This is a genomic window from Streptomyces sp. NPDC023527 (genome assembly GCF_055560115.1).
Genome location: NZ_JBVHJJ010000012.1, coordinates 18,279 through 31,514 on the forward strand (window position 1 = coordinate 18,279; position 13,236 = coordinate 31,514).

12 protein-coding genes and 2 pseudogenes are annotated in these 13,236 nt (G+C 69.8%); 8 read left to right on the plus strand and 6 right to left on the minus strand.

Features of this window, described 5'->3' with window-relative positions; translation table 11 throughout:
• Nucleotides 1-28 precede the first annotated feature (28 nt).
• Nucleotides 29-334, plus strand: a complete 306-nt coding sequence (locus ACZ303_RS23175) for a DUF4158 domain-containing protein (RefSeq protein WP_467342319.1) — start codon at nt 29-31, stop codon at nt 332-334.
• A 124-nt stretch (nt 335-458) separates the two neighbouring features.
• Nucleotides 459-971: pseudogene (locus ACZ303_RS23180) on the plus strand (Tn3 family transposase); the annotation flags it as partial.
• A 45-nt stretch (nt 972-1,016) separates the two neighbouring features.
• Here ACZ303_RS23180 and ACZ303_RS23185 read toward each other — a convergent pair.
• Entirely contained in the window at nt 1,017-2,495 is a 1,479-nt protein-coding gene (locus tag ACZ303_RS23185; protein ID WP_467341923.1) for an MFS transporter, read from the minus strand.
• A 336-nt stretch (nt 2,496-2,831) separates the two neighbouring features.
• Here ACZ303_RS23185 and ACZ303_RS23190 point away from each other — a divergent pair, with 336 nt between their 5' ends.
• The gene (locus ACZ303_RS23190) at nt 2,832-3,194 is read left to right on the plus strand and encodes a hypothetical protein (RefSeq protein WP_467341925.1); all 363 of its coding nucleotides are present in this window, start codon (nt 2,832-2,834) and stop codon (nt 3,192-3,194) included.
• A gap of 192 nt (nt 3,195-3,386) precedes the next feature.
• On the opposite strand, the gene ACZ303_RS23195 is transcribed toward ACZ303_RS23190, so the two are convergent.
• A complete protein-coding gene (locus ACZ303_RS23195) occupies nt 3,387-4,304 on the minus strand; it encodes a LysR family transcriptional regulator (protein ID WP_467341927.1) in 918 nt (305 codons plus the stop codon).
• A gap of 95 nt (nt 4,305-4,399) precedes the next feature.
• Between ACZ303_RS23195 and ACZ303_RS23200 the strand changes: the two genes are divergently transcribed.
• From ACZ303_RS23200 to ACZ303_RS23220, 5 genes and pseudogenes are all read left to right on the plus strand, one after another.
• Nucleotides 4,400-5,281 carry a PhzF family phenazine biosynthesis isomerase gene (locus tag ACZ303_RS23200; RefSeq protein WP_467341929.1) on the plus strand — a complete coding sequence of 294 codons (882 nt, stop codon included), beginning with the start codon at nt 4,400-4,402 and terminating at the stop codon, nt 5,279-5,281.
• Nucleotides 5,282-5,533: 252 nt separating this feature from the next.
• A pseudogene (locus ACZ303_RS23205) lies at nt 5,534-5,680 on the plus strand (IS5/IS1182 family transposase); the annotation flags it as partial.
• Between the two features lie 103 nt (nt 5,681-5,783).
• Nucleotides 5,784-6,122, plus strand: coding sequence for a thioredoxin family protein (locus ACZ303_RS23210; protein WP_467341931.1), 339 nt, complete (start codon nt 5,784-5,786; stop codon nt 6,120-6,122).
• 70 nt (nt 6,123-6,192) lie between these two features.
• Nucleotides 6,193-6,456, plus strand: a complete 264-nt coding sequence (locus ACZ303_RS23215) for a hypothetical protein (protein WP_467341933.1) — start codon at nt 6,193-6,195, stop codon at nt 6,454-6,456.
• A gap of 229 nt (nt 6,457-6,685) precedes the next feature.
• A complete protein-coding gene (locus ACZ303_RS23220) occupies nt 6,686-7,024 on the plus strand; it encodes a hypothetical protein (protein ID WP_467341935.1) in 339 nt (112 codons plus the stop codon).
• A gap of 78 nt (nt 7,025-7,102) precedes the next feature.
• Here ACZ303_RS23220 and ACZ303_RS23225 read toward each other — a convergent pair whose 3' ends face one another.
• The 4 genes from ACZ303_RS23225 to ACZ303_RS23240 all read right to left on the minus strand — a co-directional run bounded on the left by ACZ303_RS23225 (nt 7,103) and on the right by ACZ303_RS23240 (nt 13,207).
• Nucleotides 7,103-8,608 (minus strand): M28 family metallopeptidase, encoded by a 1,506-nt coding sequence (locus tag ACZ303_RS23225; RefSeq protein ID WP_467341937.1) that lies wholly within the window; start codon nt 8,606-8,608, stop codon nt 7,103-7,105.
• On the minus strand, nt 8,580-10,787 hold the full coding sequence (locus ACZ303_RS23230; RefSeq protein WP_467341939.1) for a hypothetical protein: 2,208 nt from the start codon (nt 10,785-10,787) through the stop codon (nt 8,580-8,582). Before ACZ303_RS23230 ends, ACZ303_RS23225 begins: the two co-directional genes overlap by 29 nt.
• Before the next feature lie 294 nt (nt 10,788-11,081).
• Nucleotides 11,082-12,638 carry a DHA2 family efflux MFS transporter permease subunit gene (locus ACZ303_RS23235; RefSeq protein WP_467341941.1) on the minus strand — a complete coding sequence of 519 codons (1,557 nt, stop codon included), beginning with the start codon at nt 12,636-12,638 and terminating at the stop codon, nt 11,082-11,084.
• Nucleotides 12,635-13,207: a gamma carbonic anhydrase family protein gene (locus tag ACZ303_RS23240; protein WP_467341943.1), complete on the minus strand. Its 573-nt coding sequence runs from the start codon at nt 13,205-13,207 to the stop codon at nt 12,635-12,637. The genes ACZ303_RS23235 and ACZ303_RS23240 overlap by 4 nt, the downstream gene beginning before the upstream one ends.
• Between the last annotated feature and the right edge of the window lie 29 nt (nt 13,208-13,236).

The following is a 13,236-nucleotide window of genomic DNA, read 5'->3' on the forward strand; positions in this document are numbered from 1 at the left end:
GCGAGCCGACGCGGGGCTCCTGGCGGAGCTGCAGGAAAAGGCCGTCCGTGCCTTCCTCGATGACGACGACCGTGACCTGATCGCGCTGCGGCGTACGGACGCGCACCGGCTGGGCATGGCGGTGCGGATCTGCACCGTTCGCTACATCGGCCGGTTCCTGGGCGACGATCCGCTGGCGGTGGCCGTTGGGGGCGTGGAGTACCTGACCGGGCAGCTCGGCATCGAGGACGCGTCGTGCGTGAAGCGGTATCCCGAGCGGCGCAGGACGCCGTACGAGCACGCGGAGGAGATCCAGGAGCGGTGCCGGTACCGCGACTTCACCGACCGCCGGTGAGGGCGGGAGTTCCGCGGGTTCCTGTACGGGCGGGCGTTGACGCAGCGGAGGGGCCGGTGGCGCTGTTCAACCACGCGGTGACGTGGCTGCGGAAGAACCGGGTGCTGCTGCCGGGGGTGTCGGAGTGAGGGCCTACGACCTGTTGCGGATGTTCGGTCGCGAAGGGCACCCGACCCCGCTGGGGCGGCGTTCGCCGAGTACGGGCATCGATGAGACCATGCACCTGCTCGCCCTGGTCGACCCGGTCGATGACACCTACCGGCGCCTGATGAACCGGCAGCTCACCGTCCAGGAATCCCGCCACCGGCTCGCCCGCGCGCTCTGCCACGGCGGCCGGGGCCAGATCCGCCAGGCGTACCGCGAGGGCCAGGAGGACCAGCTCGCCGCCCTGGGCCTGGTCCTCAACGCGGTCGTGCTGTGGAACACCCGCTACCTGGACGCGGCCATCGCCGCCCTTCCCGCGGAGGGCCACGACATCAAGGACGAGGACGTCGCCCGCCTCTCCCCGCTCAGGGACCGGCACATCAACTCTCTCGGCCGCTACCTGTTCAACATCACCGCCAGCGGACCGGGCCGGGGCCTGCGCCCTTTCCGGGACCCCGATGCCGCCGAGGACGGCGAGGTCGAGGAAGGCTGAGGGCCCAGGCCCCGGCCGACGTCGTGGCCGGAGCCCGGGAGTGGCTCAGTCGGCCCGGCTGTTGGCCTGCTTGGGGAGGCAGAACATCAGGACCCACATCAGGGCGAGGAGGCTACCGACCCACCACAGCACGGTGATGAACGCGTCGCGATTGAGTCCGGCGTCGGGTGAGCCGTCGGTGGTGGCGAAGAACACCAGGGCGGTCAGCGCGGTGCCGAGGGCGATGCCCAGGTGCATGGCGGTGTTGAACAGGCCCGATGCGGACCCGGCGTCCTGGTGTGGGACCTTGGCGAGCGACATGTCGGCGAGCGGGCCGCCGACCATGCCGAGGCCGAATCCGATCAGTACCACCGGAGCGGTCATCGCCAGCAGGGTCAGGTCCGCCTGACCTCGGTGGGCCTGGAGTCCGTAGGCGGCCATCGCAGCGAGCGTGATGAGGGCTCCGGCCTGGGGCAACCGACGGGCGAAGCGCCCGCTGCTCTTCGCCGCAATCGTCGCGCCGGCCAGCTCTCCGAGGGAGAGCAATACGAAGGCCAGGGCCGCGTGGAAGGGGCTCATGCCCAGGCCGCGCTGGAGGTAGAGGGTCCAGGTCATGAAGAACAGGCCGCACAGCAGGCCGTGCGTCAGCTGCGCGGCCATGCCGCCGGAGAACTGCCGCCCCTGCAAGAGGGACACGGGCACGAGCGGGGCGTTGTCCTGCTTGCGCTGCTGGTGGCGCAGGAAGACGCCCAGCGTGAGGAGACCTGCGGCGAGCAGGGCGTAGCACCACAGCGGCCAGTGATGGAGGTGTCCCTCGGTGAGGGGGAAGACGATCAGGACGATGGCCAGTGCGGACAAAGCCATGCCGGTCAGGTCGGGCCGGTCGGCCCTCTTCACGGTCGACTCGGGGATGAACTTGCGGCCCAGGAGGAGCACGGTGAGGCCGACGGGCACGTTGACCAGGAAGATCGGTCGCCAGGACAGCCCGAACAGGTCGGCCTCGGTGAGCAGACCGCCCATCACCGGGCCCAGGACGTTGGCGAGGGAGAGGACGGCGCCGTACAGACCGAACGCTTTGCTGCGGTTCTGCCCCTCGAAGGTGACATGGAGGGTGGCCAGGACCTGCGGGATCATCAGGGCCACTCCCACGCCCTGGAGCCCGCGGGCGCCGATCAGCACGCCCGGCCCGGCAGCAAGGCCGCACAGCAGCGAGGCCGTGGTGAACACGACGGTGCCGATGAGGAGGATCCTGCGCCGGCCGTAGAGGTCGCCGAGGCGCCCGCCGGTGATCAGTCCGACGGCGACGGGCAGTGAATAGCCGGTGGTCAGCCACTGCACCGCGGCCGGTCCGGCGCCGGTCGACTCCTGGATCGCGGGCAGGGCGGTCAGGACGACCGACTGGTCGAGGATGTCCATGAGCTCGGCGACCAGCAGCACCAAGAGGGCGATCCGGGCCGCCAAGGCCATTTTCGGGTGGTGAGGTGCTGGGTGCTCCGGGGGCTGGGTGGTGTGCTGCGGCTCGTTACCGAGCGCGGAGGAAGACACGACGGGAACTCCTGATCCAAAGGAATCGGGGAGCCCTGCCGACAGCCGCGCCGGGGCCGGAAAACACGAAACCCGGGGCAGACGGCAGAGCTGCACCCGGGAAAGACGGAAAACTGCGGGGGAGGGTGACGCAACTCAGGCCAGCGCGACGTCCGCCCCCGGACACGTGCGACAAAACAGCACGTGGGGAACGCGGACGACTACATGGCCTGGTTAATAGGTCGTCACCTCAAGATCGACACAGATGGAACAGGAAATCCGGTCACTGCCACCGACACCTCGGCACAGGAACCCGCTCATGGTACGACCCCCCGGGCCCCCGCCGCACACCAGATAGTGGACCCGCCCCTGTCGGTCCGACCGGCGCTCCAGTCGCAGCTCGACGCGCTCGCCAAGCACGGCATCCCGCGCGACAAGGTGTTCTCCGAGAAGATCAGCACCCGCGTCCGGGCACGGCCCCAGCGGGCCGGGCGGTCTGTCGCCGCGCGAACGGCGGGCAAACGCAAGGGACAGGCCCCCAGCGTCGCGAGCATCTACCGCACGCTCGCCGAGCATGAGAAGAGGGAGGCGTACCCCGAAGCCGTCGCGGCGGCCCGCGGCGGCTTCGCCGACCTCCAGGACGCCGACGAGACCTGCTCCCGCCGAGTCCGCATCCGGCGGCCGGATGCCCCGCTCACCTCGACGCCAGCCGGACCATGATCAACCTCGGCGGCACTTTTTGTACCGCGACTACTCACACCCGTGGCCCACCCCCTGCGACTCCCGGTTCCAGGTACGCGGCTGATCCGCACCCGTGGGCGGCGTCCACAGGTGCGGACACGTGGCGGGGGCGGATATCGGCCTGCCCTGCGCCGCCATGCCCGACTGTCAGTGGTGCGGGCTAGACGACGTCTAAGGCCGGCCCGCGGGAATGCTCTCCTCGCCGGCCCGGAAACTCCGTACGAGCTCGGCCACGACCGCCCGTGCCGCGGGAGAGGTCCAGCGCCTGCGGTGGCGCGCCAGTTGTACGGGCACGTCCGGGATCGGCGGTCCCGTCACCTCGGCCAGACGGCCTTCCCGCAGGGCGTGCTCGACGGTGGAGCGCGGCAGGAGGGTGAGGCCGAGGCCGGCTGCCACGCAGGAGCGGGCGGCTTCGATGCTGCCGAAGCGGGTCAGGCGGGGTCGTACGCCCGGGGTCGACAGGAGACGGCGGGCGAGCCGGTCGCTGTAGGAGCAGCCCTGCTCGTGGAGGAAGAACGCTTCCTGTGCGAGTTCCTCCCAGGTGACCGGATCCGTCCGGTGGGCGAGGGGATGTCCGGGGGCGCACAGGAGCACCAGCGGCTCGTGCGCGAGGTGTTCGGTGTCGATGTCGGGGAAGAAGACGTCCTCCTCCAGCATCAGTGCCATGTCGAGGCGGCCGGTGCGCAGGCCCTCCGCCGCCTCGGCGGTTCCTACGGGCGACAAGTCGACCTCGAGGTCGGGGTGGATCCCGCGCAGGGCGGCGATGACGCCGGGCAGCCGCGCCGAACACAGCGTCTCGCCCGCGCCGATGACGACCCGGCCGACGGGAGGGCCGTCGGCCGCGGCCGCCGCGCGCAGCCGTGACTCGGCGTCCAGTACGCCTTCGGCCTCCGCGAGCAGCCGCCTGCCGACCTCGGTGATCGCCACACCCCGGGGCAGCCGGTCGAAGAGCCGGGTGCCCAGCTCCTTCTCCAGCGTCTGGACCTGCGCGGTGACCGTCGACTGGGCGAGGTGCAGCTCGGCGGCCGCCGTGGTGAAGCTGCCGGTGCCGGCCACGGTGGTGAAGGTGCGCAGCAGTCGGGTGTCCATACGGGCGAGCCTAGCGGCATCCATCGGATACATCGATGGGTTTCATCATGATCAATCGCTTGTCATGATGCCTTTTCGGCGGGAGAGTAAGCCTCATGACGACTGAGACCGAGACCGTTGCCGACCGTTCCGTCGAGATCCTGCGCTATGCCGCCTTCACCTCCGACCCGGCGGGTGGGAACCCCGCGGGCGTCGTCCTCGACGCCGCCCGGCTCGACGAGGCGGGGATGCTGGCCGTAGCCGCGGGCGTGGGGTACTCCGAGACCGCCTTCATCACCGCCGGCGACGAGTCCTCGCGCCGTTTCCGGCTGCGTTTCTTCAGCCCTCTGGCCGAGGTGGCGTTCTGCGGTCACGCCACCGTCGCGACCGCGGTGGCGCTCGCCGAGCGCCTCGGCCCCGGCGAGATGGTCTTCGACACGCCCGTCGGTGACATCCGGGTGGAGACGGTCGTCGACGGGCGGGGCGCGGTGCGGGCGACCCTCACCAGTGCGCCCACCCGCTCCCGGCCGACCGAGGACGCCGAACTGGACGCGGCGCTCGCCGCCTTGCGCTGGACGCGCGAGGACCTGGACCCGGCGCTGCCGCCGCACGTGGCCTTCGGCGGTAACGAACACCTCGTGCTGGCCGCCGGTTCCCGCGCGCGACTGGCCGACCTGGCCTACGACTTCGACGCCCTGGCCGACGTCATGCGAGCGCGCGGCTGGACCACCGTGCAGTTGGTGTGGCGGGAGAGCGAACTTCTCTTCCACGCGCGCGACCCGTTCCCGGTGGGCGGCGTGGTGGAGGATCCGGCCACGGGCGCGGCGGCCGCCGCACTGGGCGGCTATCTGCGGGCGACCGGACAGATCCGCCAGGAAACGGCGATCAGCATTCGCCAGGGCGAGGACATGGGCCGCCCCAGCGATCTGCTGGTGACCGTGGACCCCGCCGACGCGCGCGTACGCGTCACCGGGCAGGCGGTGCGCATCGGCGGGTGAGCCTCGCGCCGGGACGGCTCCGGCCGCCGCCATACCGGCGGCGGCACCACCCACGCCGCACCGCGGCCGGGCGGGACGGACGGGGACCACCGCGCTGCTCGCGGCGGCACCCGCCCAACACGTCGGCACGCCACGCGCCGGCCGGCCCACGACGCAGCAGGTGCGTCTTGACGTTCACCTCGACCCGGACGCGGTGCCTTGCGGAGCGCACTGGCGCGGCCACGCACCGCTCTGCGGACAGTCGGCCCATGCGCTCGTGAGGTCATCGAGACTTCACAACGACTGGGCCGGCACCGCTGGACCATCGAACGCACGATGTCCTGGCTCGCCGGCCGCCGCCGTCTCCACCGTCGCTACGAGCGCAAAGCCGAGCGCTTCCTGGCCTTCACCAGCATCGCCGGCATCGCGCCTGCACCCTCATCTGCGATGACCTGTAAGTCGGCTCCGCGTGTCACAGGCGATGATGGTGCCCGATACGTCGATCACGAGGTCAGGAGCTCCGATGCCAAGACGGGTGCATCAACCACTGGAGGACGCGGAGGTCGACTTTGTCCTCAGGATGGGCGAAGGCCCGGTTCTCGCCTACTTCTCGGGGACGTGGCCGAAGGCGATCGAGGCATGCCGGGCAATGGACCTCGTCGTGGGTCGGATCGCCGAGGAGTACGCGAACCTCCTGACGGCCGTCAAGATCGACATCACCCGCTGTCCGGTGGCGACCAAGCGGTACGGCGTCACCGGGGCTCCGTCCGTCGTCCTACTCAAGGAAGGTGAGGTGGCGGCACGCAGCGCGGGGCCGATGACCCACACCGAGCTCCGGGATTTCCTGATCGCGCACTTCTGACCGGCCGCCCGCTCTTCCCCGGCCGGGGGCCGGGAAGGCTGACGTCCAACCCGCGGCGCACGCGGCGTGGGTGAGTGCGTGGCATTACCGCTGGTGGCATTGCCCCCCTGTTACCGCCGGCGCCGGACCCGCCTGTGCCGTCGCCGCGCACGCCGACCCCCAGGAGGCCGCCGAGATCCGCGAAGCCCGGTGCACCGGCCCCGACGGCAGCATGCGGGCGGTGATCGCGGAGGAACTCCTGCCGGACCCTGAGGACAACGACGCCGACGGCAACACACACTCCTACGGTCGGGACTGCTCCCCCCGTTTCCCCAAGGGCGGCGCCGCCAACTGAGTCGCTGGACGGAGCCAGACGAGCTACCGGACATCGAGCGCCCCGACCACACCCCAGCCCCCGGGGGGCCTCACCCGCTTGCCTGCTCCGACCCGCCCGCAGCGTTGGGAATGGTGATGTCGCAAAGGAAACCTTCGTACGCAGTGCAAGATTTGTCTGGTTCAGGTGGTCCATTCACCAGGACATGAAAGTTACGGTCCTCGCCTGAAAACAACCAGAGGAGGATTTCATGATCAAGCGCATAGCGGCGACGGTAATACCTGCCCTCGCGGCGACCATACTCCTGACCGCCGGCCCCGCCAGCGCCTCGACCCGCTGGTCGAGCTGCGACGGCAACTCCTGTGACTGGGGCTACGTCGACGGAAACTACGCAACGATCTGGGACCAGAGCTGGGACAGCATCGGAGCAGCACTCGACATCAGAACGTATGACGGCGGTTCCCCCCGAATCGTGACCCAAAGCCACGACATCGTGGAGGCGCGGTACAGCTCCAACATCAAACGGGCCCGGGTCTGCGAATGGAACGGCTCCTCCCTGTCGAGGTGCGGCGGTTGGAAGAACTTCTAAGTCCGTCCGGAGATTAGGGCCGCTCTTTGGATCAGCGTGCGGATCCCAGGAGGATGCCTGGTGAGCCCAGGTCTACCCCTACCCCTCCGGCGCCACATCGCGCCGACCCACGTTGTTGTCGAACCGGACCAGTAGGTCGGTGTCGAGCTCGCCTGTGTAGACATCGGGAACGGAGTGGTCGGAGGGGGCCGACGCGATCGCCAGCAGGCGTTCGTGGTCGTCCACGCTGCCAGGTGTCCATTCGAAGGGACCGACGCGCACCGAGCCGCCGGCCGGAATCGCCTGGTCGATCACCAGCGTGCCGATCGGCTGGAAGCGTGTCGGCCACGTCGCCCCGGCGCCCGGGTCACCCTGATACGTGCGGACCTGAGCCACGCCACCTCCCAGAGCGGCCGTGCCCCGGTTGCGCACGCGCACGTACAGGAAGTTGGGGACGCCGTTGACGGGTGTCTGGTGGCCGAGTTCGGGGTCGTCGCCGACCGTGATGTCGCTGTTGCGGACCCAGAGGTCGGGAGAGGCCCCGTTCGGGGCACCGCTCGGTTGGGATCCGGTGTCGGCCTGGCTGTCCCGGATGTAGAGGTCCACGGCCGAACTCGCTTCGTCTGCGACGTCCAGCGCTTCGGCGAGCAAGGTCGCCAGTACCGTCTTGGTGACGGCGGCGAGATAGCCGTAGTCGAGCGTTGCGGGCTTGTCGGAGGTCCGGTGGTAGTGCGGGTTGCCCTCTCCTTCGTAGGCGCCGACCGTGACGTCGCTGTGCGCTTCGAAGGGCATGTAGTCGCTGGCGTAGATGGGGCCGAGTTTGACCGGCAGCGCCGTGTAGGACGCGGCGGCCTGCGCCATCACCGTACCGAGCGCCTGCGAGGCGGCGTCATTGCCCGGGACGGCGTTGCCCTCGTCGCGCTCCACCGTCACGGAACCGTCCTCCGGCGGCCTTCCGACCATGTCCAGGTTGATGACCCGGTAGACGTCGGAGCCCGTGGCGTGGAGCTGCGCGGCGTACTCCGTGGACCCCCACAGTCCCTGTTCCTCTCCGGAGAAGGCCACGAAGCGAATCGTGGCGGTCAGAGCGACCGGCGCGAGCAGGCGCGCGATTTCCAGGATCGCCGCCACACCACTGCCGTTGTCGTCGGCTCCTGGAGCGCGTGCGGTCGCGTTCTCCAGATCTTCCATTCGGCAGTCGTAATGGGCGCACACGATGACGACGGGATTGCCGCTTCCCGTCCCCGGCTTGGTGCAGACGACGTTGTCCCCGCTGTGACCGGCATGGGACCAGGGGCGTCTGACCACGTCTGTGTATCCCGCCGCCGTGAACCGGTCCGATATCCGTGCGGCGGCCTCCCCGAGGTGCGGCGAGAACGTGTGTCGCGTGTGAAAGGCCGCGAGTGCCTCCACTGTGTCGCGGAGAGCCTCCGCCGAGACCAATTCGACAAGTGTCGCGATGAACTTGTCCGGCAGCGTGCCGGTCCACTTGCGTGTGGCCGGCGCGATCCGTACGGGCGGGCTCGGCGGTCGACGCTTGTCCGGGACGGGGAACGGCTGGCCCTCATACGGGGTGTCAGGAGGCGACATCGCGCATCCCCACATTGTTGTCGAACCGGACGATCCGATCGGCGGGCACCGGTCCGTTGAGAGTGGCGGTGAGGGCCGGATCCGGGGCGCCGTGCACGACCGCCGCCAGGAATTCGTGATCCGCGAGGTGGGGCGTCCACGTCAGGGGGCCGACGCGCGCCGAACCGTTGGCCGGAATCGCCTGGTCGATCACCAGCGTGCCGATCGACTGGAAGTGCGTCGGCCAGATCATCCCGGAGCCCCGGTCGCACCGGAAAACTTCGAGCTGGAATGCTCCACTTGCGGCCGCCTGGGTTCCCCGGTTGTGGACGCGCACGTACACGTGGTTCGGCTGGTCGTTGACGGGCGCCTGGTGCCCGAGGTCGGGATTGTCGCCCGTACTGATGTCGTTGTTGCGGACCCAGATGTCGGGAGAGGCCAGCTGCGGGCGGGGGCTCGGCAGGGCCCCGGTGTCGGCCGGGTTGTCCGCGACATAGACGTCCACGGGGCGCCGCTTCCACAGTCCCTGGCCGATGAAGGCCTCGTCCATCACCTTGCTGAACAGGCCACCGGTGAGCGTCGTGTCCGCCGCGACGCAGCCCTGGGCCATGCTGCGGGCATGCGCCGCGCTGTTGTCTTGGGCGTCCGGCACGATGAGCAGCATCTCCATCATCGTTTTGATCATGGCATCGGCCGCCTCGATCCGTTCGGCGGGATCGGATGAGTCGCCTCCCATGCCCAGGTAGCACCGCCACAGTGCTGTGCCGAGCATCGAGTTGCGGAGGTCGGGGTCATCGAAAGCAGTGTCGAACTCCGCGTCGTCGAACCGCTCGGCGCGGTCCAGCCGGCGCACCGTGCTCCACTGGTTGGTGGCGTTGTTGTCGAAGGGGAACGTCTCGACGCGTCGGTGCCCGGAGGGATTGAACCTGTCCCGGTAGATGGCGGGCAGGGCGTCGCAGACGCTGTGCTCGTACGACCCCGACCCGCCGTGGTCCGAACCGAGCCATTGGAATACACCGTGGGTGTACTCATGGACGATGACACCGAAGTCGGCGGCATCGGGTGTGCCGCCTTCGCCGAAGCGGATCCGCGGGGGCGTCGTCGTCCCGAACCACTGGCTGTTGTCTTGACCGTTGAACGCCTGGGCGTCGACCTCGACCTTCTCCATGTTGGCGTTCAGCGTCGTGTTCCCCAGGCCGCGGAGATAGCGCGCGGCGGAGTCGAGCCAGAAGTAGGCGTTGGCACTCAGGAAGGCGCGATTGATCGGAAACGTCCGGTAGACGAAGCTGGGCGCTGTCTCCTGCGGTTGCGCGAAGACGGGGGTGTCCCAGTCCTTGCACTGGAACCACTGTCCGTCGAGTCGGAATTTGCCGCCGTCGGCGGGAGCGATCTCGGCTTGGACGTCATGACGGAAAGCGTCGAGCGTCGCCGCGCTGGACGCTCCGTGCAGCGTGCTGTCGTCCGACTCGGTCACCGGGTCCGGTGAGAAGACCTTGAGGGTCGCCGTCACGTACTTGCCCGCGAGCGCGATCCACAGCAGTTCGCCGGATACGGCGTCCACGACGACGCGGAAGTGCTCGAAGGGCCCGGTGGTCTCCACGAGGAAATCCCGCACGAGATGCAGCGCGTCGTCGGGCTTCTCGCCCTTCTGCAGCAGCGCGGTCGAGGCGCTGGGATAGTCAGTGTGCGGCACGGTGGGCCTGGACGTGTCCCGGATGTAGGCGAGTTCGTCCTTGATCACCTCTGCGGCCTCGAATTCCCCGTCGAAAGGTGCGAGGGCAACCTCTTTGAGAGCATCGAGGGCCTGGGCGGCGCCCGGATCGGGCGCATCCGTCATATCGAGCTCTCCCCCGTGATCGACCTGAATGACGCCGGCCTGCTTGACGTCGGCCACGGCCTGCACGGTGGCACCTGACACGGGGATGTCGTGGTGGAACTGCTGGTAGCGAATCCTCAGCGTTGCCGCGCCTTCACTCGCTTCCACCTCGCGCAGATCGATGGTCCCGGACTTCAGGTCGCCCGTGCGCGCCTTCAGGAACTGCTCAATGGCTTTCCGGGCGGTCGGCGCCCGCGTCAGCGTCGCTCCCGGATCGACGTATTTCCGCAGCACGCCCGCATCGTCGGTGTGCTCCCCCACATCAGGAACCATCCTCAGAGGCTTCCCGGCTTCGGGGCCGGGCTGGTTCCGTTGCTGGTCGCCGTATTCCTGGGCCATGATGATGCCCTCCTCAACAGGTGTGGAGGGGAGATTCGTCTTGGATTCGCCTTGGAGATTCGCCTTATGGGCACGGCTGGGGGCGGCCAGTTCTGGCACGAGCACGACTGGAGCCGCCGCCCCTGGCGCCGGCCGGGACGAATGACTCTCCCCCGGAAACCGCCCATGGGATCGCGATACACTCGGAAATATCGTAACTCCGCACGGCCATTGGGGCGACACGAAGCCACTTCGGCCTCCCCTGTGATGTGGGGAATCCGCACACCGCACTCGGCAGGGCCATGCTGGCCACCGTCATCGCACACGGCCACCGCGAGGGGGCCGCGGCTCCCGGAGAAGGATCGTGACCGCGACAGCGGCGCACCCGAGGGCCGCCGCGGTGCAGCACAACGCCAGCCGCAGGCCCTCGACGAAGGACTCCTCCACCCAGCCTGCCACCCGCGCCGCTACCGGGGCCGCGCCCGGCGAGTCGAGGTTCGCGGCGGAGCCCAGGGAGACGACCGACCGGACGAGTTCATGAGCCGAGGGGTCCGACAGGCCGGCCTCTGCGGCCCGTTCGAACAGCGACTGGCGCATCCGGGCGGTGAGGACCGCGCCCAGTGCGGCCACACCCACGACCCCGCCGAGCTCCCTCAGAGTGTCCATGACCGCCGATGCCACGGCCGTCCGATCGACCGGCGACCGCTGGACGACGGCGACCACGGCGGGGACGAAGGCCAGCCCGGTCCCGGCGCCGAGGAGCGGGAGCAGCCACCAGAACTCGGCGTACGCGGCGTCCCGGCCGTACCGGCTGATGCCCGCCAGGGCCAGGGCACACAGCGCCAGCCCCGCGACAAGGGGCGTCCGCGCCCCGTACCGCACGGTCAGCACCCCGGCGGCGGGGGCCGTGAGAATGATGAACGCCGAGGCGGAAAGGAACAACAGGCCCGCCCCCGTGGCCGACCAGCCGAGGATGCCCTGGAGATACAGGGTCAGAAAGAACAGGCCGCCGAACAGGCCCGCGCTGGCGGTGAAGCACGCCAGGGCCGCTCCCGCCCACAGCCGGTCGTACAGCAGCCGCACATCCAGCAGGGGATCGGCGCCTCGTGACTCGACGAGGACGAAGACGGGCAGTGCCAGCGCCGCCATCATGAGAGTGACGATGACGGGAGGGGCCCGCCAGCCGTCGACAGGGCCCTGGACCAGGGCGTAGACCAGGCTCCCCAGGCCGAGGACGGCGAGCGACTGCCCGGCAGGGTCCCAGCGGGCCGGGGCCGGGGCCGGACGGGGCAGCACCCACAGCGCGAGGACCAGTGCGGCAGCGCCGATGGGGATGTTGATCCACAGCACACTGCGCCAGCCGAGCCAGTCGACCAGTGGTCCTCCCACCGAAGGACCCAGCGCCACGCCGAGGCCTCCGGCCGCGCCTCTGATCCCCAAGGCCCGGGCGCGCCGCCGGTCCTCGGCGAAGGCATGCCGGAGCAGGGCGGTACTCGCCGGCAGAACCATGGCGGCCCCCAGGCCCTGCACCGCGCGGCCGGCCACGAGGGAGGGCCAGTCGGCCGCCGCGGCGCCGAAGGCGGAGCCCACGATGAAGACGACCAGCCCGACGAGGAACGCCCGCCGGTGGCCGATCCGGCCGCCGATGGCCGATCCGGACAGCAGGGTGGCCGCGAGGACGAGCGTGTAGCCCGCCACCACCCATTGGAGTCCGCTGACCCCTACGCCCAGTTCCGCTCCGATGTGGGGCAGCGCGTTGTTCACCGCGAGGTTGTCGAGCATGGCCATGAACACGGAACTGGAGAGCACGCCGAGGACGTACCGAGGTCGTCGGACGGTGGTGGCCCGGTCGTCGGTGACTCCCCCGGTCATGGGTGGGGATCCGCTCCGGACGGCGGGTCTCCGGTGGACCGGTGAAGCCCGGGAAGGGCGAGGTACCACTGAGCGGCTGCCTCGATGAGGTCGAAGTGCTGGTCGTCCAGCGGGCGGACGACGGGCGTATCGGATCCCGCCACCAGGGAACCGGGCGGGATCCGGCGGTTCTCCCGCACCACGGCGCCCGCCGCCACGACGCAGCGTGAGCCGATGCGGCTGCCGTTCAGCACGGTGGCGCCCATGCCGATCAGCACGTCGTCTCCCACCTCGCAGCCGTGCAGGGTCGCGTGGTGACCGACGGAGACCCGGGCGCCGAGGCGGATGGGGTACCCGGGGTCGGTGTGCAGAACCGCACCGTCCTGGATGTTCGACGCGGCTCCCACGGTGATCGAATCGCCGTCCGCGCGCAGTACGGCGTGGAACCACACGCTGCTCCGGGCCGCGAGAGCGACCCGGCCGAGGACGACCGCGGTCGGCGCGATGAACGCTGTGGGATGAATGTCCGGCGCACACCCCGAAATGGCGGCGATGAACGCGCCGTTGCCCTCCTGTGCGTGTTCTCCCATCGTAATCCCCTCCCCGAGGGGGTCTGCCC

Excerpts from the sequence above, each read along its gene's own strand:
- ACZ303_RS23195 (WP_467341927.1), bottom strand. The coding sequence starts at position 4,304 with ATGGACACCCGACTGCTGCGCACCTTCACCACCGTGGCCGGCACCGGC.
- ACZ303_RS23200 (WP_467341929.1), top strand. The coding sequence starts at position 4,400 with ATGACGACTGAGACCGAGACCGTTGCCGACCGTTCCGTCGAGATCCTG.
- ACZ303_RS23210 (WP_467341931.1), top strand. The coding sequence starts at position 5,784 with ATGCCAAGACGGGTGCATCAACCACTGGAGGACGCGGAGGTCGACTTT.
- ACZ303_RS23220 (WP_467341935.1), top strand. The coding sequence starts at position 6,686 with ATGATCAAGCGCATAGCGGCGACGGTAATACCTGCCCTCGCGGCGACC.
- ACZ303_RS23225 (WP_467341937.1), bottom strand. The coding sequence starts at position 8,608 with ATGTGGGGATGCGCGATGTCGCCTCCTGACACCCCGTATGAGGGCCAG.
- ACZ303_RS23230 (WP_467341939.1), bottom strand. The coding sequence starts at position 10,787 with ATGGCCCAGGAATACGGCGACCAGCAACGGAACCAGCCCGGCCCCGAA.
- ACZ303_RS23235 (WP_467341941.1), bottom strand. The coding sequence starts at position 12,638 with ATGACCGGGGGAGTCACCGACGACCGGGCCACCACCGTCCGACGACCT.
- ACZ303_RS23240 (WP_467341943.1), bottom strand. The coding sequence starts at position 13,207 with ATGGGAGAACACGCACAGGAGGGCAACGGCGCGTTCATCGCCGCCATT.